29 protein-coding genes and 1 tRNA gene are annotated in these 25,810 nt (G+C 58.8%); 18 read left to right on the forward strand and 12 right to left on the reverse strand.

Features of this window, described 5'->3' with window-relative positions; genetic code table 11:
* Positions 1-193: 193 nt before the first annotated feature.
* The 4 genes from HCZ23_RS05855 to HCZ23_RS05870 all read right to left on the reverse strand — a co-directional run bounded on the left by HCZ23_RS05855 (position 194) and on the right by HCZ23_RS05870 (position 5,236).
* Entirely contained in the window at positions 194-2,845 is a 2,652-nt protein-coding gene (locus tag HCZ23_RS05855; protein WP_167600755.1) for a DEAD/DEAH box helicase, read from the reverse strand.
* Positions 2,842-4,269, reverse strand: a complete 1,428-nt coding sequence (locus tag HCZ23_RS05860) for a site-specific DNA-methyltransferase (protein WP_254869942.1) — start codon at positions 4,267-4,269, stop codon at positions 2,842-2,844. The genes HCZ23_RS05855 and HCZ23_RS05860 overlap by 4 nt, the downstream gene beginning before the upstream one ends.
* A gap of 159 nt (positions 4,270-4,428) precedes the next feature.
* The gene (locus tag HCZ23_RS05865) at positions 4,429-4,782 is read right to left on the reverse strand and encodes a hypothetical protein (RefSeq protein WP_167600757.1); all 354 of its coding nucleotides are present in this window, start codon (positions 4,780-4,782) and stop codon (positions 4,429-4,431) included.
* A gap of 10 nt (positions 4,783-4,792) precedes the next feature.
* Positions 4,793-5,236 (reverse strand): helix-turn-helix domain-containing protein, encoded by a 444-nt coding sequence (locus HCZ23_RS05870; RefSeq protein ID WP_167600758.1) that lies wholly within the window; start codon positions 5,234-5,236, stop codon positions 4,793-4,795.
* Between the two features lie 58 nt (positions 5,237-5,294).
* On the opposite strand from HCZ23_RS05870, the gene HCZ23_RS05875 reads away from it, so the two are divergent.
* From HCZ23_RS05875 to xerC, 3 genes are read left to right on the forward strand one after another with little or no spacing between them, the layout of a single operon-like run.
* The gene (locus HCZ23_RS05875; protein WP_175580874.1) at positions 5,295-5,516 is read left to right on the forward strand and encodes a helix-turn-helix domain-containing protein; all 222 of its coding nucleotides are present in this window, start codon (positions 5,295-5,297) and stop codon (positions 5,514-5,516) included.
* A gap of 8 nt (positions 5,517-5,524) precedes the next feature.
* The gene (locus HCZ23_RS05880; protein WP_167600759.1) at positions 5,525-5,728 is read left to right on the forward strand and encodes a hypothetical protein; all 204 of its coding nucleotides are present in this window, start codon (positions 5,525-5,527) and stop codon (positions 5,726-5,728) included.
* Complete coding sequence (xerC, locus tag HCZ23_RS05885; RefSeq protein WP_167600760.1) at positions 5,725-6,822, forward strand: tyrosine recombinase XerC; 1,098 nt, start codon at positions 5,725-5,727, stop codon at positions 6,820-6,822. The genes HCZ23_RS05880 and xerC overlap by 4 nt, the downstream gene beginning before the upstream one ends.
* An 8-nt stretch (positions 6,823-6,830) precedes the next feature.
* Here xerC and HCZ23_RS05890 read toward each other — a convergent pair.
* Positions 6,831-6,914 (reverse strand) — tRNA-Leu (locus tag HCZ23_RS05890).
* 161 nt (positions 6,915-7,075) lie between these two features.
* Between HCZ23_RS05890 and HCZ23_RS05895 the strand changes: the two genes are divergently transcribed.
* Complete coding sequence (locus tag HCZ23_RS05895) at positions 7,076-7,396, forward strand: hypothetical protein (protein WP_167600317.1); 321 nt, start codon at positions 7,076-7,078, stop codon at positions 7,394-7,396.
* A gap of 93 nt (positions 7,397-7,489) precedes the next feature.
* On the opposite strand, the gene HCZ23_RS05900 is transcribed toward HCZ23_RS05895, so the two are convergent.
* Positions 7,490-9,073, reverse strand: a complete 1,584-nt coding sequence (locus tag HCZ23_RS05900; RefSeq protein ID WP_167600761.1) for an NAD(P)H-hydrate dehydratase — start codon at positions 9,071-9,073, stop codon at positions 7,490-7,492.
* Positions 9,074-9,334: 261 nt separating this feature from the next.
* Between HCZ23_RS05900 and HCZ23_RS05905 the strand changes: the two genes are divergently transcribed.
* The 3 genes from HCZ23_RS05905 (at position 9,335) to HCZ23_RS05915 (ending at position 12,588) form a co-directional block, all read left to right on the forward strand.
* A complete protein-coding gene (locus HCZ23_RS05905) occupies positions 9,335-9,673 on the forward strand; it encodes a P-II family nitrogen regulator (protein WP_085847504.1) in 339 nt (112 codons plus the stop codon).
* An 88-nt stretch (positions 9,674-9,761) separates the two neighbouring features.
* The gene (gene glnA, locus HCZ23_RS05910) at positions 9,762-11,168 is read left to right on the forward strand and encodes a type I glutamate--ammonia ligase (protein WP_167600762.1); all 1,407 of its coding nucleotides are present in this window, start codon (positions 9,762-9,764) and stop codon (positions 11,166-11,168) included.
* A gap of 187 nt (positions 11,169-11,355) precedes the next feature.
* Positions 11,356-12,588: a DUF4375 domain-containing protein gene (locus HCZ23_RS05915; RefSeq protein WP_167600763.1), complete on the forward strand. Its 1,233-nt coding sequence runs from the start codon at positions 11,356-11,358 to the stop codon at positions 12,586-12,588.
* A 38-nt stretch (positions 12,589-12,626) separates the two neighbouring features.
* Here HCZ23_RS05915 and HCZ23_RS05920 read toward each other — a convergent pair whose 3' ends face one another.
* Entirely contained in the window at positions 12,627-13,502 is an 876-nt protein-coding gene (locus HCZ23_RS05920; protein ID WP_167600764.1) for a formate/nitrite transporter family protein, read from the reverse strand.
* Between the two features lie 105 nt (positions 13,503-13,607).
* Here HCZ23_RS05920 and HCZ23_RS05925 point away from each other — a divergent pair, with 105 nt between their 5' ends.
* The 5 genes from HCZ23_RS05925 to HCZ23_RS05945 all read left to right on the forward strand — a co-directional run bounded on the left by HCZ23_RS05925 (position 13,608) and on the right by HCZ23_RS05945 (position 16,374).
* The gene (locus HCZ23_RS05925; protein WP_167600765.1) at positions 13,608-14,039 is read left to right on the forward strand and encodes a DUF1284 domain-containing protein; all 432 of its coding nucleotides are present in this window, start codon (positions 13,608-13,610) and stop codon (positions 14,037-14,039) included.
* Between the two features lie 57 nt (positions 14,040-14,096).
* Complete coding sequence (locus HCZ23_RS05930) at positions 14,097-14,657, forward strand: hypothetical protein (RefSeq protein ID WP_167600766.1); 561 nt, start codon at positions 14,097-14,099, stop codon at positions 14,655-14,657.
* Positions 14,658-14,759: 102 nt separating this feature from the next.
* Complete coding sequence (locus HCZ23_RS05935) at positions 14,760-15,563, forward strand: hypothetical protein (protein ID WP_167600767.1); 804 nt, start codon at positions 14,760-14,762, stop codon at positions 15,561-15,563.
* A 95-nt stretch (positions 15,564-15,658) separates the two neighbouring features.
* Positions 15,659-16,195: a hypothetical protein gene (locus HCZ23_RS05940; protein WP_167600768.1), complete on the forward strand. Its 537-nt coding sequence runs from the start codon at positions 15,659-15,661 to the stop codon at positions 16,193-16,195.
* Positions 16,192-16,374, forward strand: a complete 183-nt coding sequence (locus tag HCZ23_RS05945; protein ID WP_167600769.1) for a hypothetical protein — start codon at positions 16,192-16,194, stop codon at positions 16,372-16,374. Before HCZ23_RS05940 ends, HCZ23_RS05945 begins: the two co-directional genes overlap by 4 nt.
* A gap of 109 nt (positions 16,375-16,483) precedes the next feature.
* On the opposite strand, the gene HCZ23_RS05950 is transcribed toward HCZ23_RS05945, so the two are convergent.
* Together HCZ23_RS05950 and HCZ23_RS05955 are read right to left on the reverse strand one after the other, a co-directional pair.
* Positions 16,484-16,900, reverse strand: a complete 417-nt coding sequence (locus HCZ23_RS05950; protein ID WP_254869943.1) for a DUF6314 family protein — start codon at positions 16,898-16,900, stop codon at positions 16,484-16,486.
* Positions 16,901-16,940: 40 nt separating this feature from the next.
* Positions 16,941-17,477, reverse strand: a complete 537-nt coding sequence (locus HCZ23_RS05955) for a GAF domain-containing protein (RefSeq protein ID WP_217703127.1) — start codon at positions 17,475-17,477, stop codon at positions 16,941-16,943.
* A gap of 174 nt (positions 17,478-17,651) precedes the next feature.
* Here HCZ23_RS05955 and purB point away from each other — a divergent pair, with 174 nt between their 5' ends.
* From purB to HCZ23_RS05980, 5 genes are all read left to right on the forward strand, one after another.
* Positions 17,652-18,956 carry an adenylosuccinate lyase gene (gene purB / locus HCZ23_RS05960; RefSeq protein WP_167600771.1) on the forward strand — a complete coding sequence of 435 codons (1,305 nt, stop codon included), beginning with the start codon at positions 17,652-17,654 and terminating at the stop codon, positions 18,954-18,956.
* Between the two features lie 109 nt (positions 18,957-19,065).
* The gene (locus tag HCZ23_RS05965; protein WP_167600318.1) at positions 19,066-19,224 is read left to right on the forward strand and encodes a hypothetical protein; all 159 of its coding nucleotides are present in this window, start codon (positions 19,066-19,068) and stop codon (positions 19,222-19,224) included.
* A gap of 105 nt (positions 19,225-19,329) precedes the next feature.
* Positions 19,330-20,451, forward strand: a complete 1,122-nt coding sequence (locus HCZ23_RS05970; RefSeq protein ID WP_368487303.1) for a flagellar motor switch protein FliG — start codon at positions 19,330-19,332, stop codon at positions 20,449-20,451.
* 192 nt (positions 20,452-20,643) lie between these two features.
* The gene (locus HCZ23_RS05975; RefSeq protein ID WP_167600772.1) at positions 20,644-21,549 is read left to right on the forward strand and encodes a DMT family transporter; all 906 of its coding nucleotides are present in this window, start codon (positions 20,644-20,646) and stop codon (positions 21,547-21,549) included.
* Complete coding sequence (locus tag HCZ23_RS05980) at positions 21,546-22,475, forward strand: lysophospholipid acyltransferase family protein (protein WP_167600773.1); 930 nt, start codon at positions 21,546-21,548, stop codon at positions 22,473-22,475. Before HCZ23_RS05975 ends, HCZ23_RS05980 begins: the two co-directional genes overlap by 4 nt.
* Here the strand turns inward: HCZ23_RS05980 and HCZ23_RS05985 are convergent.
* The 3 genes from HCZ23_RS05985 to HCZ23_RS05995 form a co-directional block, all read right to left on the reverse strand.
* The gene (locus HCZ23_RS05985; protein WP_167600774.1) at positions 22,472-23,020 is read right to left on the reverse strand and encodes a hypothetical protein; all 549 of its coding nucleotides are present in this window, start codon (positions 23,018-23,020) and stop codon (positions 22,472-22,474) included. The genes HCZ23_RS05980 and HCZ23_RS05985 overlap by 4 nt on opposite strands.
* Before the next feature lie 195 nt (positions 23,021-23,215).
* Positions 23,216-23,956, reverse strand: coding sequence for a thioredoxin family protein (locus tag HCZ23_RS05990; protein WP_254869944.1), 741 nt, complete (start codon positions 23,954-23,956; stop codon positions 23,216-23,218).
* 210 nt (positions 23,957-24,166) lie between these two features.
* A complete protein-coding gene (locus HCZ23_RS05995; RefSeq protein ID WP_167600776.1) occupies positions 24,167-24,733 on the reverse strand; it encodes a cysteine hydrolase family protein in 567 nt (188 codons plus the stop codon).
* 106 nt (positions 24,734-24,839) lie between these two features.
* Here HCZ23_RS05995 and HCZ23_RS06000 point away from each other — a divergent pair, with 106 nt between their 5' ends.
* Complete coding sequence (locus HCZ23_RS06000) at positions 24,840-25,763, forward strand: GlxA family transcriptional regulator (RefSeq protein WP_254869945.1); 924 nt, start codon at positions 24,840-24,842, stop codon at positions 25,761-25,763.
* Positions 25,764-25,810: the final 47 nt, after the last annotated feature.

Genomic DNA, 25,810 nt, shown 5'->3' on the forward strand with positions numbered 1-25,810 from the left:
TTTTCCCCTCCTCAAGACACTGAAAGCTACAGTTGATGCTTGGTACGAGGTGAATAAATGCCACTAACTTTGCTGCTCGGCGGCCGGTGCCTATCAGCGCTTTCACATAAATAAGGGAACGGGGCGCTGAACGCCCGCTTTGCTTCCGAATGGAGACTTTCAGTCAAGACGCGGCGAATGTCCGCATTCCGCCCTATCTCCCTAAAGCCGCCATCACTTGCACCCGTACCTCCTTCGGATCGCCGCGTTCCATCGTCGCCATAACGAAGACAGCCTTGCCCCCTGACGCCTTGGCCCACTGCTGGCCGATCAGCTCCTTCTCGCGGCTGTCGCGGCTTTCTTCCGGAGACAACTGCTTGCCCTTGTATTCGACCACCAAGAGATGGCCATCCTCCATGACGGCCACGAAATCCGGGTAGAACTTGTCGGTTGAGGTCGGCAGCGAGAACGAGTTTGGATGCCTGCTGACGTTGCGGGTCCAGTATTTCAGGCCCGGCAAGGCATCTAGCGCCAAGGCGCATTTGACCTCTTCGCCGCCATCCTTGCTGTCGAAGGTCGGCACTTCGTCCGGTCCCATGAAGTGCCGGTTGAACTTGTACATGCCCCGATACTTCGGCACGTCGAAATACATCTCGTCGAAGAAGCGGATGCCGTCATCGAACGACACCTCGACACGCGCCTCGGGGCCGAACAGGTTCATCTGGTAAACCTTGTCGCGCTCCATCTGGCGGAACCCCCTGATCTTCTCGTTCAACTTGCGCGCCAGGATGAACTTGCAGCGCATCAGCTGCGATAGGGGGATATCACGGTCGCGGTTTAGATGGGTGACGACATCGTTCAGCCAGGCCAGAAGCTCCGCCTGTCCGATCCATGGGTCGCGCACCTTACCGTCCAGCCAGCGCACCAGCGAGTTCGGCGTCCAGTCGTCTACGTCGATGTCCAGGGAAAGCTGCTCGGAACTGTCCGCCGCCGAGATTGACAGGTGGTTGCCGTCTAGATCGATCTCGAAGGTGTTGGTCGTCTCGACAATATCGAACTCTGCCTTGGTCAGTCGCGCCGGGTAATTGGCCAGCGACCAATCGTGATATTCCATCAGGATATCGGTATCGCCAAAGACCAGCTCACCCTGCACATGCGCCATCAGGCGCGGCACGGTGAATTCTTCACCAAGATGGGCGGGAGCCAGATCGTCGGCGTGCTGCGCCTTGAACGCATCCAGTTTCTCACGCAGCACGCCATGCAGGCGCTCAGGGGCCGTCTTGAACAGTCGCTTTTCATCCTTGGGCTTGGGCACGCCGGTGAACTCGATCCGGGTCTTGCCGTCATCTCCCGCCGACACCGTGATCTTGCCTGGCGCGACACCTCCGATCTCCTTGCGCTCCGCCTCGGAGGCGTCCAGCTCCACCGTCATCGTCGGACGCGGCCGGGTTTGCCGTCCGAACAGCCCGTCATCAAGCCCCGGCTGCTCTGCCTCGATATTGTCTTCCGCTTCGCCCTCTTCGAACCCCATATCGACCAGCTTGTCGCGCAGACTGACAGCGGCCTCGGAGAAATGCTTCGACACCAGCTTGGCGTAGGACTTGTTCAGCGCCGGTTCCTTGCGTTTCGTGGCATAGGGCATCCGTAGCACCCGGCCCAGAAGCTGTTCGGCATCGGTCGAGCTGCGGATATTGGCCAGCGAGCAGAACACATAGGCAAAGGAACAATCCCAGCCTTCTTTCAGAGCCTCGATGGTAATGACATATTCAATCGGGCAATCGGGCTTGAACAGGTCGATCCCGTCCAGATCACGTTGCGCGCCGGTCGCCACGGCGATCTTGACCGGATCAATATTCTCATTGTCGATCAGATGCTGTTTCAGCACATCGACCGTGACCTCTTCGCCCTTCTTCTGGGCCTGAAACAGTACGATGGGCCGGATATAGCCCTCCCGGTCCAGATCGGCGTACTCCTGCAACTCGGCGCGTTTCAAAATGGCTGAGTTTACCGCCCCCTGCCAGGTTTCCGCCTCGTCCAGCACCACCGGCATCTTGATCATCTCTTCATCCTTCAACTCCTGCGCTGTCACGGAATGAAGGATGTTGTTGAACCCCTTAGGCGTTGCGGTGAATTCGATGCACGCGCTCGGGTTGATGCGCTCATAGACATCCTGGCTGAGGTTCGTGCCCGCCTTGTGCGCCTCGTCCATGATCACGAGCGGGCGGTGCAGATGCATCAGGTTGGCAAAGCTGAACCGGATGCCCCCCGTCCCGTCGACCTCAGTCCGCTCAAGCCCCGGCGTGTTGGGCGACACGGTGCTGAAATGCCCCTCCAGCATCTCGTGATGGGCATAAACTTTGCGCCCATCCGTGTTGGTCACCCGAAGCGTCTGGATCGTGCCGACCACGACACAGAGGTTCGAGCGCAGGTCATGCGGCGTGATCTGGGTGAAATCACCAATGTCGAACACCCGCACGCGGCCCTCGAAGGCCTCATCCAGCACCTGCCGGTACGGGTGGCGCGGGTTTTTCAGTGCTTCTGCGGTCTGGATACGGATCGTGTTCGTCGGCACCAGCCACAGCACCAGTGGGAAATCCTTTTCCACCCAGGCATCCTTCGCCACGGTAATGGAATGCGCCGCGAGGATCGTCTTGCCGCCGCCCGTAGGCAGACGCAGACAGACATAGGGCACCTCTGGCAGGGCCTTGATCGGCTTGTAACCCGCCGCGTAGCCCTTGAGCCGTTTCGCCAGCTCCGGTTCTGCCGTCAATGCCTCATAGGCCGGTTTCGGGCCGGTGATGCGGGCCTCCTCAAAGAACCGGCGCAGCGTTTTCAGGGACTCCTTTTGATACTGCTTGAGCTTCATCTGCGGGCCTTCACATCATATGGGGTTTGTTTGAATTCGATCTGTTCGGCTTTCAAGGTCGCCTCGGACAGCGCCGTGCGCTCGCCATAGACGGTCAGCGGGCCGGTAAAATCGCCCTGTGCCGCGCGGATCACGGCCAGCGTCTTGCGGGTCAGGACGTTGCCGCCCGAAACCGATTTGTCGCCAAGAATACCGTTGTAGAGCAGGGCATAGCCCCGGCCCTCCTGCGCCCCAAGGAAGGGGCTGAGGGGCTTCGGCTCTGACCACGGACTGCCGGTTTCGGCGAACCAGATATGGGCGGCCAGCACGGGAAAGCGGATATCGGGCTGGATCTGACCATCTTCGGTAAAGACCGGAGGGCCGAGGCGGTAGAAACGGAAGCCACCGCCGCCTTGCCAGTTCTGGACCTTGGAAATCCCGCCCTGCTCGCCGTCGATCACCTTTTGCAGACGCGGCGCGCAATGGGTGACGGCATGATCCCCCATCTCGATCCCGATATAGCGGCGGTTCATTTTCTGGGCGACGGCGGCAGTGGTGCCGGAGCCAAGGAAGCTGTCGAGCACGAGGTCGCCCGGGCTGGTAGTCATCTCCATGATGCGTTCCAGAAGCCTCTCGGGCTTAGGTGTCCCGAATGGCTTCGCATTCAGCGCAATCTGCTCTTTTCGTCCATCTTGGGTATGCCCCACATCACCCCAAAGCCAAATGGTTTGGGGCACAGCGCCGTCATCTTCGACGTCTGACAAAAAGCGCTTGTAAGCAGGCACCTTGTTCTTGCCGGTCTTGCCCCACCATAGACGATTCTCTTTTGCGTGACGCTCATATTCGTCTTTGCCATAGCCCCAGACACGCGTAGTTTTGGGCCAAATCTCTTCACCAGTAAAAGGATTGGTGACAGGATAATATAAGTTGGGACGTTCCTCGGACGATTTCGCACAGGTATAGTCGCCCGCCTTCCATGGGCCTCTTGGATCGTCATCCGGATTTTTGTAGGCTGCGTTCGATTTCTCGCTTCTCGCGAGTTTATTAGGTCGCCAAATCGCCTTAGATTTCGCAAAACCCATCAAATGATCGTGGTTGTCGCTTAGCCAAATTGCGTCGTTTGCAGGTGCATACTTCTTTTGCCAGATGACATTAGCTACAAAATTCCCACGCCCGAACACCTCATCCATGATGACCTTAAGGTAATGCCCTTCCCGGTCATCAATGCTCACCCAGATCGAGCCATCCTCGGCCAGCAACTCCCTCAGCAGCTCCAGCCGGGGCCACATCATGGCCAACCATTGCGAATGCTCCAGATTGTCGTCGTAATGCTCGAAGGCCGATCCGGTGTTATAGGGCGGGTCGATATAGATGCATTTCACCTGACCCGCGTAATAGGGCAAAAGCGCCTTCAACGCCTCAAGGTTATCGCCCTGGATCAGCATATTGCCCGCATCCCGGTCACCATAGCCCAGCTCAGCGGCCTCCTCCAACAGGCGGTAAGGCACCTTCTCAGCGGCGCGCACATCGTCGTCTCGGGTCAACCAGCGTAGGGTGGGCATGAGGTCTGCTCTTTCATTCTTGGGCGTGGCTGCGCCGGGTCGTTATCGATTGTGGATCAGATATGCAAATTGCGCCAGCGACAGCAGGGCGACAAGCCCGCTGACGGACGCGACGAGGGCTGTTAGTGGATTGGGGGCATGGCCGCTCAAGCTGGCCAGTGCGGCGAGGACGAAGGCGTAGCCCATAACGGCACCTGCCGCGCTGGCCTGCGCCATGGGCCAAAACAACGCGTTGCGGAATGCCGACCGCGCCTTGGCCCGTGCATTTTCCAACTCTGGCTTGGGTGCAATGTTCACAAGGCGCTGATCACTGGCCGACATCGTTGCAAGCACCTGTGCGCGCTGCCGTTCAAGAGCCTCGCGCATGACTTGTCTTATTTCTTCCGGTGTGGGCATAAGCCTCTCTTCAAATTGCCAATCTGATAATTTCTTCACATTCCGCCGGGTTCAGCTTGCCCGTCTCGGACATCTTGCGAACCAGGTATCGGACAATCTTCGCCTCTTTTTCCGGCGGCACGTCCAACCCGTGTTCGGTCAGGAATTCACGCGTCACCACAACGGCACTTTCGATGATGTCGTCCGTCATCTTGGTGGTCATGCCCGCCCGCCCAAGCAGCAGCCATTCCGCCGACAGGTCGTAGTCCTGGCACAGTTTGACCGCGAGGCTGATCGGCAGTTCGGTCGCCTCGCGTTCATAGTTTTTGTACGCCGATTGCGAGACGCCGAGTTCCTCCGCAAAGGGGATCTGTGTTTTGCCAAGGCTTTTTCGGAAATGGGCGAGTCGCTTCGCAATTGTCATTAGACTTGCATCCAGTATCGAATTGTGTACCTTAAATTCGAGGCGATACATTTCCAATTGGATTCGTCTCGATTTCTGTAAATAGTCTACGATTTTTCGAGGATTCGCCATGCAAAATAATCTGGAGACCCCAAAGGAGCTGGCGCAACGCCTCGGCTGGCCTGAACGCCGTGTCCGGTCGCTGATCTCAACGAGGCAACTTCGTCATGTGAAGATTGGTGGACTGTACTTCGTGCCAGACGGGGCGATGGATGAGTTTCTGAACGCCCGCATGGTCGAGCCGCAGCAACGAAAGCCTGTCCTCGACAAGTCCGCTGCCAAAACCGAGTGAGGTCAGTTATGGTCAAACTCGACAGGCTCGCCGTAGAGGCGAAAGGCGCGGCGCGGATGTTGTCGATGACTGTTAGGGAGTTCCTGTTTCTCGTCGAACAAGGCGCACTCCCACCGCCGATCCAGCTAGGAAAGCACACCCTCTGGGTGGTGGCCGAGATCGAGGCGGTCCTGACGGACAGCAAAATTGAGCCGGAGGCGTTTGTGGTATGAAGCGCCCCAATCTTCCTTATCTCGAAATCAAGACCGTCAAGGGCAGAACCTACATCTATTTTCGCAAGGGCAAGTTCCGGGAGAGGTTGCCTGACGACCCAGATACCGAGGAATTCGCCCTGAAATACTGGGCTATTCGTAACGGGAAGAGCAAGCGGATCGTCAAAACTACGTGGGAAGCGCTGATCGTCAGTTACTATTCCAGTGCCGAGTTTAAGGAATTGGGCGATGACACAAAGAAGAACTATCGCCGTCATTGCGAAGATATCCGTGAGAAAAATGGTTCAAAGGATGTGCGGCACTTCAAGCGAGCCGATGCGCTGCGTGTGCGAGATGAGCTTAAAGACACTTGGTCAAAGGCTAACGAGCGGATCGCTGTGCTGTCGATCCTCCTGCAGCGGGCAATGGATCTTGAGTGGGTTGACCGCAATCCAGTGGCAAACATCCGCAAGCTCAAGGGCGGCTCTTATAAAGCGTGGCCTGCAGCCACGTTGGAAGCATATGAGCAGCACTGTGAAGATCATGGTCTGTCGGTCGCTCGGACAATCTATGAACTTGCGATCGGCACGGGCCAGCGGCTCGGGGATTGCGTAGCGATGAAGTGGGATGATTTTGACGGTGAATATATGTCGGTCGTTCAGCAAAAGACGGGCGCTAAGATCGACGTTTACTGCCCGGCGCGATTGCAGGCCTATCTTGCTGGGCTTCCCCGGCGCGGAAAGCACATTCTTGCCAAGAACGCGACCGAACCGCTTGGCAAGCGGCAGGTGCAGAAGGCCGTAGAGAACGTGCGCGAAGCGATTGGCGTCAAGGATGGGGATGACAGGTTGGTGCCCCACGGGTGGCGCTACACGGCAGCCAAGGAGATGGCCGATGCGGGTGTCGATATCCGCGACATCCAATCGGTGACGGGGCACAAGACCCTTGAGATGGCTCAGAAATATGCTTCCGGCGCGGATCAGAAAAAGGCGTCGAAACGGGCGCAACAGAAGCGGGAACAAAACAGCGACAAACCCGGAAAGTGCGAAACAAATTGCGAAACTTCGCCGGTGTCGCGGGGGCAAACAAAGGAGAATCCTGAGAATGATCAATAATTTCAAAGTGGTGCGGGTGAAGGGACTCGAACCCCCACGCCAAAGGCGCCAGAACCTAAATCTGGTGCGTCTACCAATTTCGCCACACCCGCGTGGCGGGTCTGATAGCAAAAGGTCTCTGAGAGGGAAAGAGATAATCGCACGCCAGCCCCTCACGAGAACACGACGCGCTGCCCAAGAAAATTCTGTTCGTTAACACAAAATTACCATATTCTGTGCAGCATATGAGGCAGAGACATTCAGAGGCCCTGACATGACCTATAAAGGCAGCGGGCACGATCATGAGCATGACGACGGGCGAAATCCGTCGAAACGGCTCTGCGTGCGTGACATTTTACCCAATCATGACAAGGGCTTGCCCCTTGGCACCAAGGTGATGACCGCCGACGGCATCCTTCCCGTCGAATTTCTGGAACCCGGCGACCGGGTGATCACGCGGGCAGGAATGCGGACGCTTTTGGGCATCGACACCCCTGCGCCGAAACGGTTCAAACTGAGTTTTGAGCGCGAGGAAGTGATCTATGCCGACGGTCTCATGGTGATGAGCGAGACGGGCATGCCCTTCGCCGCCTGATTTTTCAGCGTGTTCCGAAATGAGAAAAGCCGCCCCTATCGAGGCGGCTTTTGTTTTGAGTATTTTGAGCAGCAAAGGAAACCTGAAGCGCCTTTATAGGTCGAGCGTCCGGAAGACTTTCGGCAATTCTTCTGGCAGGTCTTCCGCGATCAGGCCGGGACCAAAGCTGCGGGCGGCCTCTGTGTGGAGCCAGGCGGCGGTTTCGCAGGCTTGATGCGGCGTGAAGCCACGCGCAAGGAGCCCGGTGATCAGCCCCGCGAGCACATCGCCGGAGCCAGCAGTGGCAAGCCAGGGCGCGGCGCGCTCATAGACGGCGGCATTGATCGAACAGCGCCCGTTTGGCGACGCGATGACGGTGTCCGGGCCTTTGAACAGCACCGTGCAGCCTGCGCGTTCGGCGGCCGCGCGCGAGGCATCGACTTTGCTGTAGGCGGGGCCTTTGGTAGGCGGTTCAGCCAGTTTCGCCGCGATGTCGGGGAAGAGGCGCTTGAACTCGCCCGCGTGAGGCGTGAGGACGCAGTTTTCGTGGAGATCGGCAAAGCCGATTTCGCTCTCTGAGAGGGCTGTGAGCGCGTCGGCGTCGAGCACCGTGGCGCGTTTGGCGGCGAGCGCATGGGGCAGGAATTCCGCGGCGCGCGCGACGCCGAAACCGGGGCCGATGCAGAGCGCATTGAGGCGTTTGTCGGTCAGCACACGGGACAGGATTTCCGGCGTGTCGATCTCAGTCAGCATAAGGGCGGTGATCTGGGCGGCGACTTCTGTGACGGCCTCATGCGGGGTGCCGAGGGTGACGAGACCTGCGCCGACACGCAGAGCGGCGCGGGCGGCGAGACGGGCAGCGCCGGTTTTGCCCGAGAGACCGGAGAGGATCAGGGCATGGCCGTGGGTGTATTTGTGGGAGTCACCGCCCTTATCAAGCCAAGCTTTATGGATCGGCCCAACGGCTTTAACCGGAGAATTGAGCTTTGCTGGCCTGCCTTTTGACAAGCCGATGTCCACCACGACAAGCTTTCCACACTTTTGAGGTCCATCAAAAAGATAATGCCCGCGTTTTGCGCTGTGAAAACTCACAGTCAGATGCGCTGTTGCCGAAGCGCGCCACCAATGTTCCTCGATCTCGAAGTCTCTCCCACTGTCCGCGCAGAGGCCACTGGGGATGTCGACCGCCACAATGGCCGGCCTCCCGAGGGGATGGTTCGGCTCGACGGCAAAACAATCGACCATGTCCTCCATATTCCAGAACAGCTCACCAAGCTCGGGCGCGGCGCGCGTGAGCCCAGTGCCGAACAGTGCGTCAACCACAAGACTACAGGCCCATGTCTTACGCTCCGAGTAAGACGTAAAAGGCAGCACCTCCCCCATCTCCCCCCACCGCTCATAATTCACCTTCGCATCCGGCGGCAGTTTTTCGGGATCGCCGTAGAGGAACACCTCCACCTCCCAGCCGCGTTGCTTCAACAGGCGCGCGATGACGAAGCCGTCGCCGCCGTTGTTGCCGGGGCCGCAGAGGACGACGGCTTTGTAAGAGGATTGCGCCAATTCGGGCCATTCTGCCATGACAGCCTCGACGACGCCCGCGCCTGCGCGTTCCATCAATTCGAGGCCGGTGACCTCGCCGCTGTCGATGGCGGCTTTCTCGATGGCACGCATTTGCGCGGCGGTGAGAATCTCGGTCATGGCCTCCCTCCCCGTGCCATCGTCGCAACCGCGTTGAAAGACGCGGGATTAGTGGCGCGCATTTGTGCAATGGTCAGCCTTTCTGCCATAAAAAACCTCATAAGTTTTTAAATTGCCCTTTTTGAATCCACTACGCACAAATAATATGCACAATGGCGCGATTCCTGTGGGCGTTTTCGCTGCCGTCAGGTTAGTCGATTGTGGCCGGATAAGAGAAATGGTCTCACAGTCACCAAATGGAATTTAGGGAGTCGAAGGTCCATGAAAAAGATCGAAGCGATCATCAAGCCCTTCAAACTCGATGAAGTGAAAGAAGCGCTGCAAGACATCGGCGTACAGGGTCTTTCAGTTGTCGAGGTGAAGGGTTTCGGGCGTCAAAAGGGGCACACGGAGCTGTACCGCGGCGCTGAATATGTTGTTGACTTCCTTCCGAAAGTGAAAATCGAGGTCGTTCTGTCGGACGATCAGGTGGATGGCGCGATCGAGGCGATCGTGTCGGCGGCCAAGACGGACAAGATCGGCGACGGCAAAATCTTTGTCTCGCCCGTCGAACAGGCCATCCGCATCAGAACAGGCGAGTCTGGCGAAGACGCGCTGTAAGGGAGGCGCATGGCGCGGAGCCGAGGGGTAATCCGGGGTCGCGCCTTTCGCCAAAACGCAATTATCAACCAAAGGGACAAGGTCAAAAATGAGCATCCAAGACGTTCTCAAGACCATGAAGGACGAAGACGTCCAATATGTAGACGTGCGGTTCACCGACCCGCGCGGCAAGCTTCAGCACGTGACGCTGCGCCACACGGAAGTGGACGAAGACTTCTTTGAAGAAGGCTTCATGTTCGACGGCTCCTCCATCGCTGGCTGGAAATCCATCGAAGAATCCGACATGAAGCTGATCCCGGATCCGGCATCTGCTTACATCGACCCGTTCTACGCCGAAAAAACCCTCTGCGTGCACTGCACCGTGGTTGAGCCGGACACCGGCGAATCCTACGACCGCGACCCGCGCGGCTGTGCACAACGCGCCGAAGCCTACCTGAAATCCTCCGGCATCGGCGACGCGTTTTACTGCGGCCCGGAAGCGGAATTCTTCCTCTTCGACGACGTGCGCTACTCCGTCACCCCGAACAAAGTGGGCTATCAGATCGACGCCGATGGCGCCGCCTGGAACACCGACGCTGAGTTCGAAATGGGCAACCTGGGCCACCGTCCGGGCTACAAAGGCGGCTATTTCCCGGTGAACCCGTCCGACGACGGCCAGGACATCCGTGGCGAAATGCTGACCACCATGGCCAACATGGGCATGAAGGTCGACAAGCACCACCACGAGGTGGCAACGTCCCAGCACGAGCTTGGCATGATCTTCGGCCAGCTCACCGAGCAAGCCGACAACCTGCAGAAATACAAATACGTGATCCACAACGTGGCTCTGGCCTATGGCCGTTCCGCGACCTTCATGCCGAAGCCGATCAAAGGCGACAACGGCTCGGGTATGCACGTGAACATGTCGATCTGGAAAGACGGCAAGCCGCTCTTCGCTGGCGACAAATATGCCGATCTCTCCGACGAAGCCCTGTGGTTCATCGGCGGCATCCTGAAGCACGCCAAAGCGCTCAATGCCTTCACCAACCCGTCCACCAACTCCTACAAACGTCTGATCCCGGGCTTCGAAGCTCCGGTTCTGCGTGCGTATTCCGCCCGTAACCGTTCCGGTTGTGTGCGTATTCCGTGGGCCGAATCCCCGAAAGCGAAACGCGTCGAGGCCCGCTTCCCCGACCCAAGCGCAAACCCGTATCTCTGCTTCGCAGCGCTTCTGATGGCCGGCCTCGACGGCATCAAGAACAAGATCGATCCGGGTGCAGCAAGCGACAAAGACCTCTACGATCTGCCGCCGGAAGAACTGGCCGAGATCCCGACCGTTTGCGGCTCGCTCCGTGAAGCGCTCGAAGAGCTCGAAAAAGACATGGACTTCCTCACCGCAGGCGACGTGTTCACCAAGAGCCAGATCGAAGGCTACCTCGACCTCAAATGGGAAGAAGTGTACTCCTACGAGCACACCCCGCACCCGGTCGAGTACGAAATGTACTACTCCTGCTAAGCGGCACGAGACTTACAGATTTGGAAAGGGCTCCTTCTCGGGGGCCCTTTTCTTTTGAGAGCGAAAGAACCCCACAACATTTCACAATTTTCAAAAACATATCCCGATGCGGGCACAGTTTGGCCATGTTCCTATGCGAGGCTCAGACAAAGCAAATTTTTAAAAGACAAGACATTGAGGCCAAATCGTGAGCGCATCTATCGAACAAAAATCGTCTTCTTCATCTTCCCCTCTGCACCTCAAAAAAATCTTCATTTCGAAACCCAGCATGCAAGAAAACGCCAAATATTACGATGCTTGGTCCTCGCTACACGATTATACTCAGGCGGCTATCCATTCAGCCGGTTTTCTAGCAGGGGAATTCCCGATTGAAGCCTCTTGGCTATTCGCGGCCGATTATTACATCGGTGAGGCCATGAACGGCGGGCATTCGCGTTATCTGGGCAATCTTTCCAATCTCATGGGAAACAATGACCACATGATTCCATATGCGCTCAAAGGTCTCCAGTTGATTGGGTGCACACAGTATCGTGACATTCTGCAGGGTGTATTAAGATGGCAGAGAGACTTCCCTGAAGACGCAGCTTCTCAGAATGGCTTCACACAAAGAGCTCAGGCTCTTGATAAGTTCGATGAGAGTTTTTTTGCTCTGGACGACGAAACCTATTACCTCGCAGTCCGAGAATGGCTTAAAACCTCACCGCTTGTCGAATTTCTGTCTGAGGAAGAATGTCGCGAGAGACGTAAAAATCTCTACCGTCAAAACCCGAATTTTGAGCTGCGCAAGCGTGCCAAAATCATCGAAGCCCAAGACGATCTGCTAACGCAGGGAATTATCTCAATCTTCAGGGCGAGCGTAGCTGGTTTTTATGTAAACGAAGAGACTTTCCTTATTGAAAGCATAAGCCAAGCGCGAGACAAGAAGAACCCCTTCTTTAACTCGAAGGGGGGCGACTTTACCGATCCTGCGAATATGGTCTGGAAACTCAAAACCGAAGTCGGGCAATTTTTCGGCTTTGTCACTTCAGACGAGGTGGTCATCTGCGACGACGTCAGTAAAAATGGTGTTTACCATAGCATTTTTCGCCGTTCGCTGAAAGAGGTCGCTGAACTACAAAAACGTGCAGCCCAACAAAAACCGACACGCTATGCGTACGAACTTTTGAAACAGGTCGCCCCCTCTGAAAGCATCGCCTATCTAAGTTTCCTTACAGACGAAGACTTTCCGGAGGAAATTTCTAAATCCTGCATGTTCTACTTCATCAGGTGCCAAAGCGGTGCCCTGTATTTAATGATGGTAAACGATAAGATCGTTAACTTGTACAGTCGGGAAACCATTGAAACCGTTGAAGCCATAGCGTCTTTGAAAGGGAAAGCTCTGGACACTCTCAGGGCCCAGGATTTTAGCAAACTTATGTGACGTTCGACTTTTGGGGGGACGTGGCCCCGGCTGGCCCCTCAATTCGACTGCTTCCGACGCAGGGCGCACAGGACAAACGCCGGGTCCACCTCGCAGCGTTCCGCGCGGATTTGCGCCCAGATCAGCCCGGTGAAAATCACCGTCCCGCCAAGGATATTGCCGACAAGCGCGGGCAGGATAAATCCGAAGACGCCCTCTCCCACCGTGAGATGATCGGTCAGCATCAGCAGAACCGCTTCACTGGTCCCGGCGATCACATGAGAGAACCCTGCCAGAGAGATCAGCCAGGTGACCAGAATGATCAGAAACAGTTTTGCGGAGCCTGCGTTGGGCATCATCCAGACCAGACAGGCGATGAGCCACCCGGCCCCAACGCCCAGAAACAGCACCTGCCAGACGCCGCCCTCGACCGCGTGCTCAGAAATCGTCACCAGCGCCTCAAACACCTCCGGCTCGGTGAAACGGATGTGATAGACCGCCGCGGCAAAGAGTGCCGATCCGGCGAGGTTGAACAGCAAAACGATGCCCCAAAGCTGCATGATCCGCACGAACACCCGAGGCGTCGGGCGGGTCAGAAACGGCACGACGGCGGTGATGGTGTTCTCGGTGAAAAGCTGCATTTTCCCCATGATCACAATGACAAAGCCGATGGCATAGCCGAGGTTTTCCACCAGAGGACGCCACTGAGCATCCGGAAGATGCGCATGAAACAAAGCCTTGCCCAGCACTGAGAACCCAAGCGCCAACCCCGCGATCATTGCGGACATGGCCAGAGACGAGTTCGGCCGTTGCAATTCCTCGGCGCCTTCGCGGCGGATCACCTCAAAGACCAGAGGCGCGGCCATGCTCGACGCCTCTTCGAGCACCTCTTCCTGATGCGCCTCGGATTGATGTGTTGTTGTTTTCTGCGACATGTTCCGCCCCGTCCTTCGCGATTCAACTCGCATGCGGGTCAACGCCGCAGGGGCCGTTGCTGTTCCCATCTGTTTTCATCCGCGCCATTGCGGTAAGTCGTCACCATGACCATCACACTGCGCCCGCATCACCTTTTGTGCCTCCTGACCTATGTCGGCAAAGGCTATTCCCCCGCCTTCGTCGCGGGCTATGACCGGATCGTCGCGCGTCTGAACGCGGGCGAAGAGGTCGAAATCACGGCGGGCCCGGATGACATCTGCGCGCCGATTGCCTGCGATCTCAGGGAACATTGCCACGGCCCCTCGGTGATCTCGCGGGACACCCGCGCCGCGCAGGATGTGGGTCATCTTCTGAGTACAGAGATCACCCCCGGCGCGCGTCTGACCCTGACGCCGGAGAGCACCAGAGCTTTGCGCCGGGGCTTTGCCACAGGCGACATCCGAAGCGCCTGCCCGGGCTGCGAGTGGGAGGCGCTCTGCACCAAGGTGGCCAAAGACGGCTATCCCGATGTGCGGTTCAGGCCCTCGGTCACTTGATCCCATAGATCTTCGGACCTATTCTGATTACAAACCAATAGATTAATGGAATTTGCAATGACCTCCTTCCGCCTTCCCCTCGCCGCCTCTGCCCTTTTCGCGCTCGCTGCCTGTGGCGGCGATGTCATCCCGGATTACGAGAGCTACAAAACCGCCAACCCCTATGGCTCCGGCGCAGGACAGGTCACGACGGCCCCGGCCCCCGTCGCCGCAAGTGCCGCGCCCTCTGTGCCCGCCACACCGGTCGCATCATCGGGTGTCGCAGCAGATGTAGCATCGCGCACACCCGCCATGACAGGCAGCCGGGTCGCGTTCAAAATGACCTATGAAACCAACCGCATGGGCGGCACCGCCCGCGTCAATGGCGAGACGGTCGAAGTGCGCCGCGCCGGAAAGGCCACCTCGGGCAATGTCACCTATGTGGTGATGTTCATGGGCAAATCCGGTCGCCCGACGGCGATCGCGCCCGCCCAACAGCCCGGAATCGCCGCAGATGTCGTGCGCGGCATGAGCCTGTGTCAGGTGACAGAACCGGCCATGGCCTCAAGCGGCGATGTCTTGTCCTTTGTCGGCGGCGTGCCGGAAGCGCGCTATATCGTCAAGGCGGTTTGCCCTTAAGGCAATCCCCTGCCGCGTCCCTCGACATTTTCCCCCTGACAGAACGGGCGGGCCGACGCATTCTTGCTCTATATCGCCCAATCACGTCAGGGAGAGCCTCATATGAGCCGTGTAAAAAGTGTTGGTTTGGCCGGGTCGACCGGTCTGTTGGTGGTGTTGGCGCAGGCTGGCGTCGCGGAAAATGCCCGCATTGTCAGTTGCGAAGCCGGGCATGGCTGTACCTTGGAAGAGGCCACAATCTCGATTGAAGATGCCGCCATCGTCTATGGCATCGACCCCGACACAGTGGCGCAGGACAGCCATGTGATCTTGCGCGCGCCTGATGGGATGGGCGGCACGATCATTGCCGCCGATCCGCAGCAATTGCACGAAGACAACGGTGGCGTGCTTGAGATCCCCCATGTCATCCCGGTGATGCAGGACGGCACAGAACAGGCCGCCATCGAGGTCTTTGAAGGGGACGCGGGTGCGGATGGCGAGATTGTCCCCGAAGACGGGCTTTGGACCGTCACCTTTCGCGAGATGACCCAGAAAAATTGTAGCGCGATGATGATGAACATGCTGCAAGGCATGGCAGAGCAACCGCCGCAAAGCCATGAGATCGCGTGGCACGGCTCGAACCATCCCGATGCGCTCAATTTCCTCAATCCGCAGGGGCAGAGCCTGAGTTGGACCCAGACCGGCCCGAACAGTTATGAGGGCGAAGTTTTGGCCAATGCGGGCGAGAATATGGATATTTCCGCCGATGTCGGCTTTGAGGTCAAAACACCGACCCTGATCGAGACCTCCTCGGTGCTGAACCTCGCGATGATGTTGCAGGGCGACCCGGAGACGCTCGCCGTGTTTCAGAACATGGGCATGGCCGACTGCGAACTCACGATGCTCTTTGACATGACAAAGGGCTGAGCGCGGCTTTTTCCCGATCCTGCCCAAATCCTGCCCAAATCCTGCCGTGGCGCCTCGCGAAGGTGAGGTTCAAGAGATCAGATGAAGAGGCGCCCATGTTTGGCCCCATGTTGGGATTGTCGCGTGAGCTGCACCCGCTCGACAGCCGCCACCCGAACAACCGCAAAATCGACCGCGCCCTCAAAGCGCGGCGCGAGGGCTTTCGCACGGCGGAAAAAGGCCATGCGACACGGCATTTTTTCCTGCCGCCCAAGGCAGAGACCGCCCGCAGCCGTCTGGCGGAATTGAAAAGCAAACCGCACCTCAACCACAGCCAAGAACGCGAGGTGACACGTCTCGAGGCCCGGCTTTACGAGCTGGACCGGGATCAGGTCGAAAAAGACACGCTCAAAAGCGTGCCCCTGCCCCTGCGTTTGATGTTTGGCGCCCCGATCCGCGCCTATGCGATGATGCGCGGGCAATGGTCGGTGCGTGGGCGCAAACAGCGGGACCGTTGGACGATCTGGCATGTACTGGCGATCGGTGCGGTTCTCCTCCCGGCAATCTACACCGAAGGCGGCCTTGGCCCGGCGATAGAGGCATTGCTCGACGGGCTAAGGATCGGCAGCACCTCGCTGATCACCAAACCATGAAGTATCACCCGAGCCCCAGCCGCTTTGCCCGTTTCATCGACGGCCTCTACAGCATGGGGTTCTGGTTTCGCCTCAGCGGGTTCTGCATCTTTCTCGGCCTGCTTGTGGTTCAGGACGAGTTGCGCCACGCCGTTTTCGGTTTGCTGCGAGATGGCATCGTCAACCTGATGGGGCCTTAAAGCGTTTTTCGTTTAATCTGTTTCAGATTGAGCGAAAAACGTTGCCACACTGAATTGATATTGCTCCGTTTCTCAAAAATTGAGTGCCTCAAGTTTTTTGAGAAACGCTTTAACGCCAATAGCGGGTCTGAAACCGGTAATCCTTGCGCGGGCCGGTGACGCGCCAATTGGCCGTCCAATTGGGCCAATCCCCGAACTCATAGCGCACCTGATAGCTATCCGGGTCGCAGGCATGATCGGCCTCGGGCGCGGAGGCATTCGGGTCGAAGCTATGAAAAAAACGCCCGTCGTCGAAGAACACCGCGATCTCTTGCGTCACCGCGCGCCAAAGATAGCGCCGCTCCGCCTGCAACGGCTTGTCGCGCCCCGGCAGGTGCAAAAAGCCGCGCTCGTCCTGCCAAAATCCGCCCTCACCGTCCGCCACAAAGTCGCAGGTGCCCGTCAGGTCAGACCGCGCATCGGCACGAAAATCCTCAATCTCGCGCGCCATGGACCAGCGCCCGGCAAAGTCTTGCAATCGGATCATCACGCTCCTCTCGACGCCCCGCGCGCCCCTCTTGGGCCGGCTATTCTTCCGTGCCGCTCGTCTCAGGGCCGCTTGTCTCAGGGCCGCTTGTCTCAGGATCGTCGCGCTCTGGCCAGTCCTTTTTCATCTGCCGTTCCAGGCGTTCCTGCGCGATCAGCTCATAGCTGCGCGCCGCCCAACGGGCCGCATCGATATCCGATTGAGACCAGCTTCGCCGATGTTGATGCACCGCAGAAATGCCCCCGATCACCTCGCCATTCAGACGACAGGGCACGCCGAGATAGGCCATGATCCCCATGCTATGCACCGCCCCGCTGTCCCGCACCAAAGGATGCGTCAGCGTGTCGTCGATCACGATCTCCTGCTCCATCTCGACCACCAGATGCCCGATCGTTTTGTCCGGCATTAAAAGCCGCTCCAGCGGCTGGTTCACTGGCGTGCTGGTGTTGGCCAGCACCTCGAGAAGCGTCTGTCCGCCTTCATGCCGCGCGCGATAGAATACGACCCCAGAGGGCCTAACGATGTCATGAAGCTCAAACGCCAATGTCGTCAGCTTCGGATCCCCATAATCGAACAAAAGCCGTCCCACCCCAAAGTGCTTTCTTAAAACTGGATTTTACCACGGCACGCCTATGTCCCAAAGCCTTTTGATAAAGGCTTTTGATCCGCATCACATGCGTCAGACTTGCACGCCGCGCCCCATCCCCGTAAGAGAGCCGCGACGCGTTTGTATAACCTGAAAGGCCTGCCGATGATCCCCCGTTATGCCCGCAAAGAGATGGTCGACATCTGGGAACCCGCCACCAAGTTCAAAATCTGGTACGAGATCGAGGCCCACGCCTGTGACGCTCAGGCCAAACTCGGCGTAATCCCGCAGGAAAACGCGGATGCGGTGTGGAAAGCCAAGGACGTCGAATTCGACGTCGCCCGCATCGACGAGATCGAAGCCGTCACCAAACATGACGTCATCGCCTTTCTGACCCACCTCGCTGAACACGTTGGCTCCGAAGAGGCCCGTTTCGTCCATCAGGGCATGACCTCCTCGGACGTCCTCGACACCTGCCTCAACGTTCAACTCGTGCGCGCCGCCGACATCCTTCTCGAAGGCGTCGACAAGGTTCTGGCCGCGCTGAAAAAACGCGCGATGGAACATAAGATGACCGTGCGCGTCGGCCGCTCCCACGGCATTCACGCCGAGCCCACCACCATGGGTCTGACCTTTGCGCGTTTCTACGCCGAGATGGATCGCAATAAGAACCGTCTCGAGAAAGCCAAATGGGAGATTGCCACCGGCGCGATTTCCGGCGCGGTCGGCACATTTGCCAACATCGACCCGGCGGTTGAAGAGCACGTCTGCGCGCAGATGGGCCTGCGCCCCGAGCCGATCTCGACCCAGGTCATCCCGCGCGACCGTCACGCCATGTTCTTTGCCACTTTGGGCGTGATCGCGTCGTCGATCGAAAACATCGCGATTGAAATTCGCCACATGCAGCGCACCGAAGTGCTTGAAGGCGCTGAGTTTTTCTCCATGGGCCAAAAAGGCTCCTCGGCGATGCCGCACAAGAAGAACCCGGTTCTGACCGAGAACCTCACCGGTCTCGCCCGTCTCGTCCGCATGACCGTGGTGCCCGCGATGGAGAACGTGGCGCTGTGGCACGAGCGCGATATTTCGCACTCTTCTGTGGAGCGCGGCATCGGGCCCGACGCCACTGTGACGCTTGATTTTGCGCTCAACCGTCTCGCCGGTGTGGTCGACAAAATGATCATCTACCCGGAGAACATGTTGGCCAACATGAACAAATTCCCGGGGCTCGTGATGTCCCAGCGCGTGCTTCTGGCGCTCACCCAAGCCGGTGTGTCCCGCGAAGATGCCTATTCCATGGTGCAGCGTAACGCCTTGAAAGTCTGGGAAGATCGCGTCGATTTCCGCGAACAGCTTTTGGCCGACGAAGACGTGGTCAAGGCATTGGGCGTCGATGGCATCAACGCGAAATTCGACATGGACTATCACACCAAACATGTCGACACGATCTTTAAGCGGGTGTTTGGCGAGTAATCGCGCCGGGCGGGTCTTCGGCGAATAACGCCTGTCTCAAACCCCTGCGAAAATCACTGATTCTATGATATGATCTCCCGAAAGCGCATTTCGTTTTCGGGAGATTTTCATGTTGAAACGCACACTTCTCGTCACTGTCCTGCTCGTCCCCTCCGCCCTCGTGGCGCAGGACTACACATGCCCCCATGAACAAAAACTCGCCTCCTGCGCGGACGGCTATACATGGGACAAGGAAACCGGCACCTGCGTCCAACAGGTTGTTGGATAAACGCATTTTTCGGTAAATTTCGCGCCGCTGGTCACTTTGCGTTAAGGCTCATCCTCCATGGTGATCCCAACAAAAGTGAATCGCTAAAATGGCTGTGAGGCGCGCGTGGACGGATTGCCGCAAATCTCTGACGATATGGGGTCCCTGCCCGATTTGGGCGGCATGGGAAACATGGGGGACACCGGGGACTTTGGTGGGGGCTTTGACCTGCCGCCGCCCGTGTCGCGTATGCCCGCACGCCTGTCGAAAAAGGCCAAGGCAGCGATCATCGTCAAACTTCTCGCCGCGCAAGAGGTCAAGCTACCGCTTGCCACCTTCCCCGAGGAGATGCAGGTCGAGCTGGCGCATCAGCTCACAGAACTGCGCTATATCGACAAACACACTCTGACCTCTGTGGTCGAGGAATTCCTCGAAGAGCTCGAAGCCATCGGGCTCAGCTTTCCCGGCGGTCTTGAGGGCGCGCTTAAGGTGCTCGATGGCACAATCTCCGCGACCACCGCCTCCAAACTGCGCTCCAACGCAGGTTTCTCACTCACCGGTGACCCGTGGCAGCGCATTTCGGATGTGGAAATTCCCCGCCTTCTGCCCATTTTGCAGGAAGAAAGCGTCGAGGTGGGCGCCGTGCTGTTGTCCAAGCTCAAGGTCTCGAAAGCCGCGCAGCTCATGTCCATGCTCCCCGGCGAACGCGCCCGGCGTGTGGCCTACGCGATTTCGCTGACGTCCTCAGTTTCCCCCGAAGTGGTGCAACGCATCGGCATCTCTCTGGCCGCCCAACTCGATTCGCAACCGTCTCAGGCCTTCACCGACGAGCCGCCCGAACGCGTCGGCGCCATCCTCAACTTCTCGTCGTCGAGCACACGCGATGGTGTGCTTGAGGGCTTGGATGAAACCGACAAGGACTTCGCCGAACAGGTCCGCAAGAACATCTTTACCTATGCCAATATCGCCACCCGCATCGATGCGCGCGATGTCGCCAAAGTGGTGCGTGGCGTCGAGCAGGATCTGCTGATCAAGGCGCTCGCGGGTGCCACAGGCGAGGCGGCTGCCTCCACCGAGTTCATCCTGTCGAACATGTCCAAACGCATGGCCGACGGGTTGCGCGAAGAAATGGAGAACCTCGGCAAGGTCAAGGACACGGACGCCGAGGAGGCCATGAATGCCGTGGTGGCCGCGATCCGTGATCTGGAGGCCACGGGCGAGATTTTCCTTTTGACCGGGGACGATTAAAGCATTTTCGTTTCATCTGAATCAGATTGAGCGAAAAACGTTGCCACACTGGATTGATATTGCGGCGTTTCTCAAAAAATGAGTGCCTCAAGTTTTTGAGAAACGCTTTAGACACAGGCTCGGCTGTGACGCGGACCGCCTTTGCAGCCCGTCATATGGACAAAAGACAGCGCCGCTCTTAGCGTCCCCCAGATGATCTGGTTTTCCCGCCTGCCCGCACAGTCGCGCGGCATTCTTTACATGCTGGTCTCCGTCACGGTTTTCGCCACGATGGATATGACCGCCAAGCTTTTGGGGCAGCGTGTCAGCCTGCCCCAGGTGCTTTGGGCCCGCTATGGCGGCCAGCTTTTGGTGTTGGCCCTGATCTTCGGGCCGCGCCTGCGCCCTGCCCTCAACACGGACCACCCCTGGCTTCAGCTGCTGCGCGCCATCATGCAGCTTGGCGCGACCGCGTTTTTCTTTGCCGCGCTCCAACACCTCGGCCTCGCCGAAGCGACCGCCATCGCCGAATTGTCGCCCATGCTGATCACTCTGGGCGCGGCGCTTTTCCTGAAAGAAAAGGTCGGCTTGCGCCGCAGTCTCGGCGTTGCCTTCGGCCTGATCGGCGCGCTCATGATCATCCGCCCTGGCTCGGAGATTTTCACCCCCGCTTCGCTTTGGCCCTTGGCCACGGCGGCCTGCCTTGCGACCTACGTCCTCGCGACGCGACATATCGGCCTCAAGGAAAGCCCGATCACCGCCTTGCTCTATTCCGCGCTGTTTTGCACGGGTGGTCTGACGCTCATCGTGCCCTTCCATTGGGTCCGCCCTGATGCAACAGCTCTGGGTCTGATGCTCGCCATCGGCGTCTTGGGCACGCTTGGGCAACTGACCATGATCCGGGCCTATTCCGTGACCGAAGCCTCCGCCATCGCGCCCATTTCGCACCTCGGCCTTCTGGCCGCCGCCGGTCTCGGCTATGTCACCTTCGGCACTTTGCCGGACCTTTGGACGGCCTTGGGTGGTCTTGTGATCGTGGCCGCCGCGCTCTATGTCTGGCACCGAGAACGCAAGGCTGGCACGGCAGCCCCCGTGCCCGAAGAGATGGGACAGCCATGAAAATCAAACGCGGAGAGATCGAAGGGACGCTGGGGCAGTACCTTGGCAATCTTGCGACGCGTGGGCTTTTGGCCATGGCGCTGTCTTTGCCTTATCGCACTCGGGTGCGCTTCATGGGCTGGTTCATGGCGCGGGTTTTTGCCCCGCTGGCCGGGTATTCAAACCGGGTGCGCGAGAACCTGAACCATGTCCTGCCCGATCTGCCGGAGGCCGAGGTCAGGCGCCTGATGCGGGCCGTGCCGGACAACGCCGGACGCACCCTGATCGAGATTTACTCCGGCCCGGAATTCATCGCCAAGATGAAGGACATCCGTTTTGACGGCCCCGGCGCCGAGATTCTGCGCGAAGCGCGCGACACGCGCCGCCCGGTCATTTTGCACACCGGACATTTCGGCAATTACGACGTGCCGCGCGCCGCTCTTATCGCGCATGGTTATGACGTCGGCTCGCTTTACAATCCGATGAAGAACAAATTCTTCAACGCGCATTACGTCAAAGCCATCGGCACCATAGGCCAGCCTCTGTTTCCGCGCGGGCGCAAAGGCTATGCGCAATTGTTGAAACATCTGAAATCCGGCGGGATGATCGGATTTCTCTCTGACGTTTATGTCCACCAAGGCGCCATGTTGACGTTTTTCGGCAAACCGGCGCGGACTGCCCTGTCCGCGGCGGAGCTGGCGTTGAAATACGACGCGCTTCTGGTGCCGATCTATGGCGTGCGCGAGGCAGACGGGCTGAATTTCCGGGTGCAAGTCGAAGCGCCCATTGCGCATGGAGCACCGGAAGACATGGCTCAGGCGCTAAACGACAGCCTCGAGGCCATCACGCGCCAGCATATGGAACAGTGGTTCTGGATTCACCGGCGCTGGAAGCCGGAGCGCCTGGCGCAAGAGCTGGCCGAAGTCAGCTCTGATCCCCGGCCTTAAAGCAACAAATCCGCAACGACGCCCACCGTCACGGCGCCGATCGGCTCGCCCGTGGCCGGATCCACGATGGTGGCGGAGACCTGCGCCTGAGAGATGCCAATCGAGGCATCGAACTCAATCTCGCCGATTTCCATGCCATCTTTGCCAGCGCCAAAGGACTTTTGGAATTTGGCCTCATCGCCTTGCCAATAATCCGAGGTCGGGGCGGCCGCAGCCACATTGAGCCCCTGCGCATCCATGACAAAGATTTCCGCAATCACGCCGCCTGCACGGGCGATTTTATGCAGCAGATGCTCGGCAACAGGGCCTTCGACCACGGCATCGACCATGGGATGATCCTGTTCCCCCACTTGGGCCCGCCACTCTTGATCAAGATCGATGATTTCGGCCTCTGTCAGCCCCTTTGTGCGTTCGTTTTGCGCCCGAATGGCGCCAAGCAGCCAAGGCTCCTGCAGCATCTCCGCGATTTCATCCTCGAAATAGACCCGAAGCACCTGCGAGATCGCCTCTTGGTTCAGAGGTTCAATGTCCGACTCGGCAGCCATGCCGGCCAAGCTCCCCGCGCAAAGAAAAACCACAGAGGCGCAGAGAGTCCGCAACGCAGTCGGGACAGAGGAAAAGAAACGGGGTGGCATCAGGCGCATATCGGTCTCCAGCAGGGTTGCAGCGTGCAACATCGCGACCTTGTTAGCGGAGAAGCCTTTACGTTGGATTAAATCATATCGCCAAAATGCAAAACGTCACTGCGAGGCGATTTGGCCGTTGGGCGCATCCGTGCGCACAGCGGCGAGGATCGGACCGGGGCCATTGGGGCTCGCGGCCTGAAGCACGACCGCGGCGCTCTCGGGCCCATCGAGATCAAAAGCGACGGCAAGAGGCTGCTGCCCGTTCCAATCGACGAGAGGACGCCATTCGGTGACGATATTGGTGTAATCCACTTCGCGGCCCGCGTTTTCGCCCCGGGTGATGGAGACACGTTCATGCGGATCGAAGCGCACGATCTGCAGGCGCATGTTGGGCGGCAGCGCCCCCATCGGCATGGCGGTGATCATCAACCTGTTCCCGGTCTGCGTGACGGAAAGGGTCACGGGCGCGGTGGTTTGGTCGTGATGGCGCATGATCAGATCTGCAAGCCGCATGGGTTTCGCGCCAACGAGATGATCTGCGCCCTGGACGATGAGCTGCGGCGTGTAGATCGTGCGTTTGCCTGCGGCATGGGCGTAGGCTTTCTGCCGCTTGGTGAATTCGGGTTTGGCGAAATGATCGCGCCAGCCGATGTAATCCCAGTAATCGACATGCAAGGAGAGCGGCAACACCCCCTCGCGCGTCGCGAGTTCGGCCATCATCGCATCCGCGGGCGGACAGGACGAGCAGCCCTGAGAAGTAAAGAGTTCGACCACGACGAGCGGCTTTTGAGCAGAGCTTTGAGCCTCCTGAGCGGCCAGGGGCGCGGCACACGGCAGTGCGACAGCAAGCGCCAAGACCCCACTCCGCATCAGGCGAGAGGGGGATAAGGGTCTCAAAGCTGCAAAAATCTGTCGCATGTCGGCTCCGTCGGTTGCGCCCTAGGTGTAAGCCGCTTGCACGCATCTGGCCAATCAAGGAATTGCGAGATGCTGTTACAGGGCGTTGAGCGTGCCGTGAGGGTCACAGGCGGCCGATCAGATCGCCGGTCATGCGACAGGTGCGGGTCAGCTCTTGAGTCTGGCCAGGATCTCCGCCGTCGGATCGACCTTGGCATAGCTGGCCGCCAGAGGCGCCATGATCGCGGCATGCACCATCTCGGAGGGCACATCGACGCCGCCATGCGAAACAGAGGCGGCGGCGCAGGCGTCGTGAGCGACGGTGACCTTATAGCCCAGATCAACCGCCGCGCGAACGGTCGCATCGACGCACATCTGACTCATGGCGCCGCAAACGATCAGCTGCTCCACCCCAGCGTCGCGCAACAGCGCGTCCAGCCCCGTGCCCACGAAACTCGATGGTCGGGCCTTTGTGACCACCGTCTCGGAGGCCAGCGGCGCGACGCTCGCATGAATCTCGGCACCCGGCGTGTCAGGGATAAAGAACGGCGCGTCTTTGGTCGGCATCACGTGTTGAATGTGCACCACCGTCATCCCGGTGTCGCGCGCGGCGGCGAGCAGGCTTGCCGCCTGTTGAGAGGCCGCATCCATGGCCGGAAGTGGCATTTTGCTGTCGGGGAAGTTTGGGAAGTAATCGTTTTGGATGTCGATCAGGATCAGGGCGGATGTGGTCATGAGGGCCTCCATGGAAATCTGGTGGAAAACTGGTGAAAATCAGTCTGTCCTTGTCGGTTTACAGGCGACAAAGGCGGATCTACGATTGGCGCATATGACAAATAATATGCCAGATACGCCAACAATTGCCCTCGTCGCCTACGAAGGCGCGCAGCAATCCGCGCTGCATGGGCTAGGCGAAATGTTCGACGTGGCCAACCGGCTCGCCGACGCCTCCCCGGCGCGCCAGATCAGCCATCGGCTTTTGGATCCTGCCTCATTGGACGAGACACAGAGGTTCGATGCCGTGATCCTGCCTCCGAACCTGACCGGAGTGCGGGGCGAAGAGGACGGCCCGTTGCACGCGTGGCTCAGGCGTCAGCATCTCAGAGGCACGATCATGTGCTCGGCCTGTGCGGGCGGCTACTGGCTTGGCTATGCGGGCATTCTCGAGGGCCGCCCGGCGACCACGCATTGGGCGCTTGAGGCGGATTTCCGGGCGACATTTCCCAAGGTCATGCTCACCCCCGAACGCATTCTCGTGGACGACAACGATGTGGTGACGGCGGGGGGCGTCATGGCTTGGGTCGATCTCGGGTTGCATCTGGTTGGGCGCTGGCTGGGGCCTGCGACGGTCTCGCGCATCTGTCGTCAGATGTTGATCGACCCGGCGGGGCGGGAACAGCAGACCTATCGCCGGTTCAGCCCGAACATGAGCCACACCGACCAGAGCATCCGCAGCCTCCAGCTTTGGATGGAGAGCCACACCGGGGAGGATCTGTCAGTGCGCGCGCTGGCCCAACGTGCCGGGATGTCCGAACGCTCCCTGCATCGACGGTTCGCGAAGGCGACCGGCCTGACCATCAACAGCTATGTGCAGGAGTTGCGGGTGGAGCGCGCCAAAGGGCTCTTGGAACTGACATCCCTGCCCGTGACCACGATTTGCTGGCAGGTCGGCTATCACGATGTGCCCGCCTTTGCCCGTCTGTTCAAAGCCGCCACGGGCGTCAGCCCCGGCGCGTACCGCCATCGGTTCCAGATCGCGGCGTGAGGCACGAAAAAGGGCGACACCTCAGGTGCCGCCCCCTTTTAAACTCT

This window comes from Celeribacter sp. HF31 (genome assembly GCF_011806455.1).
Classification (GTDB): Bacteria; Pseudomonadota; Alphaproteobacteria; order Rhodobacterales; family Rhodobacteraceae; genus Celeribacter.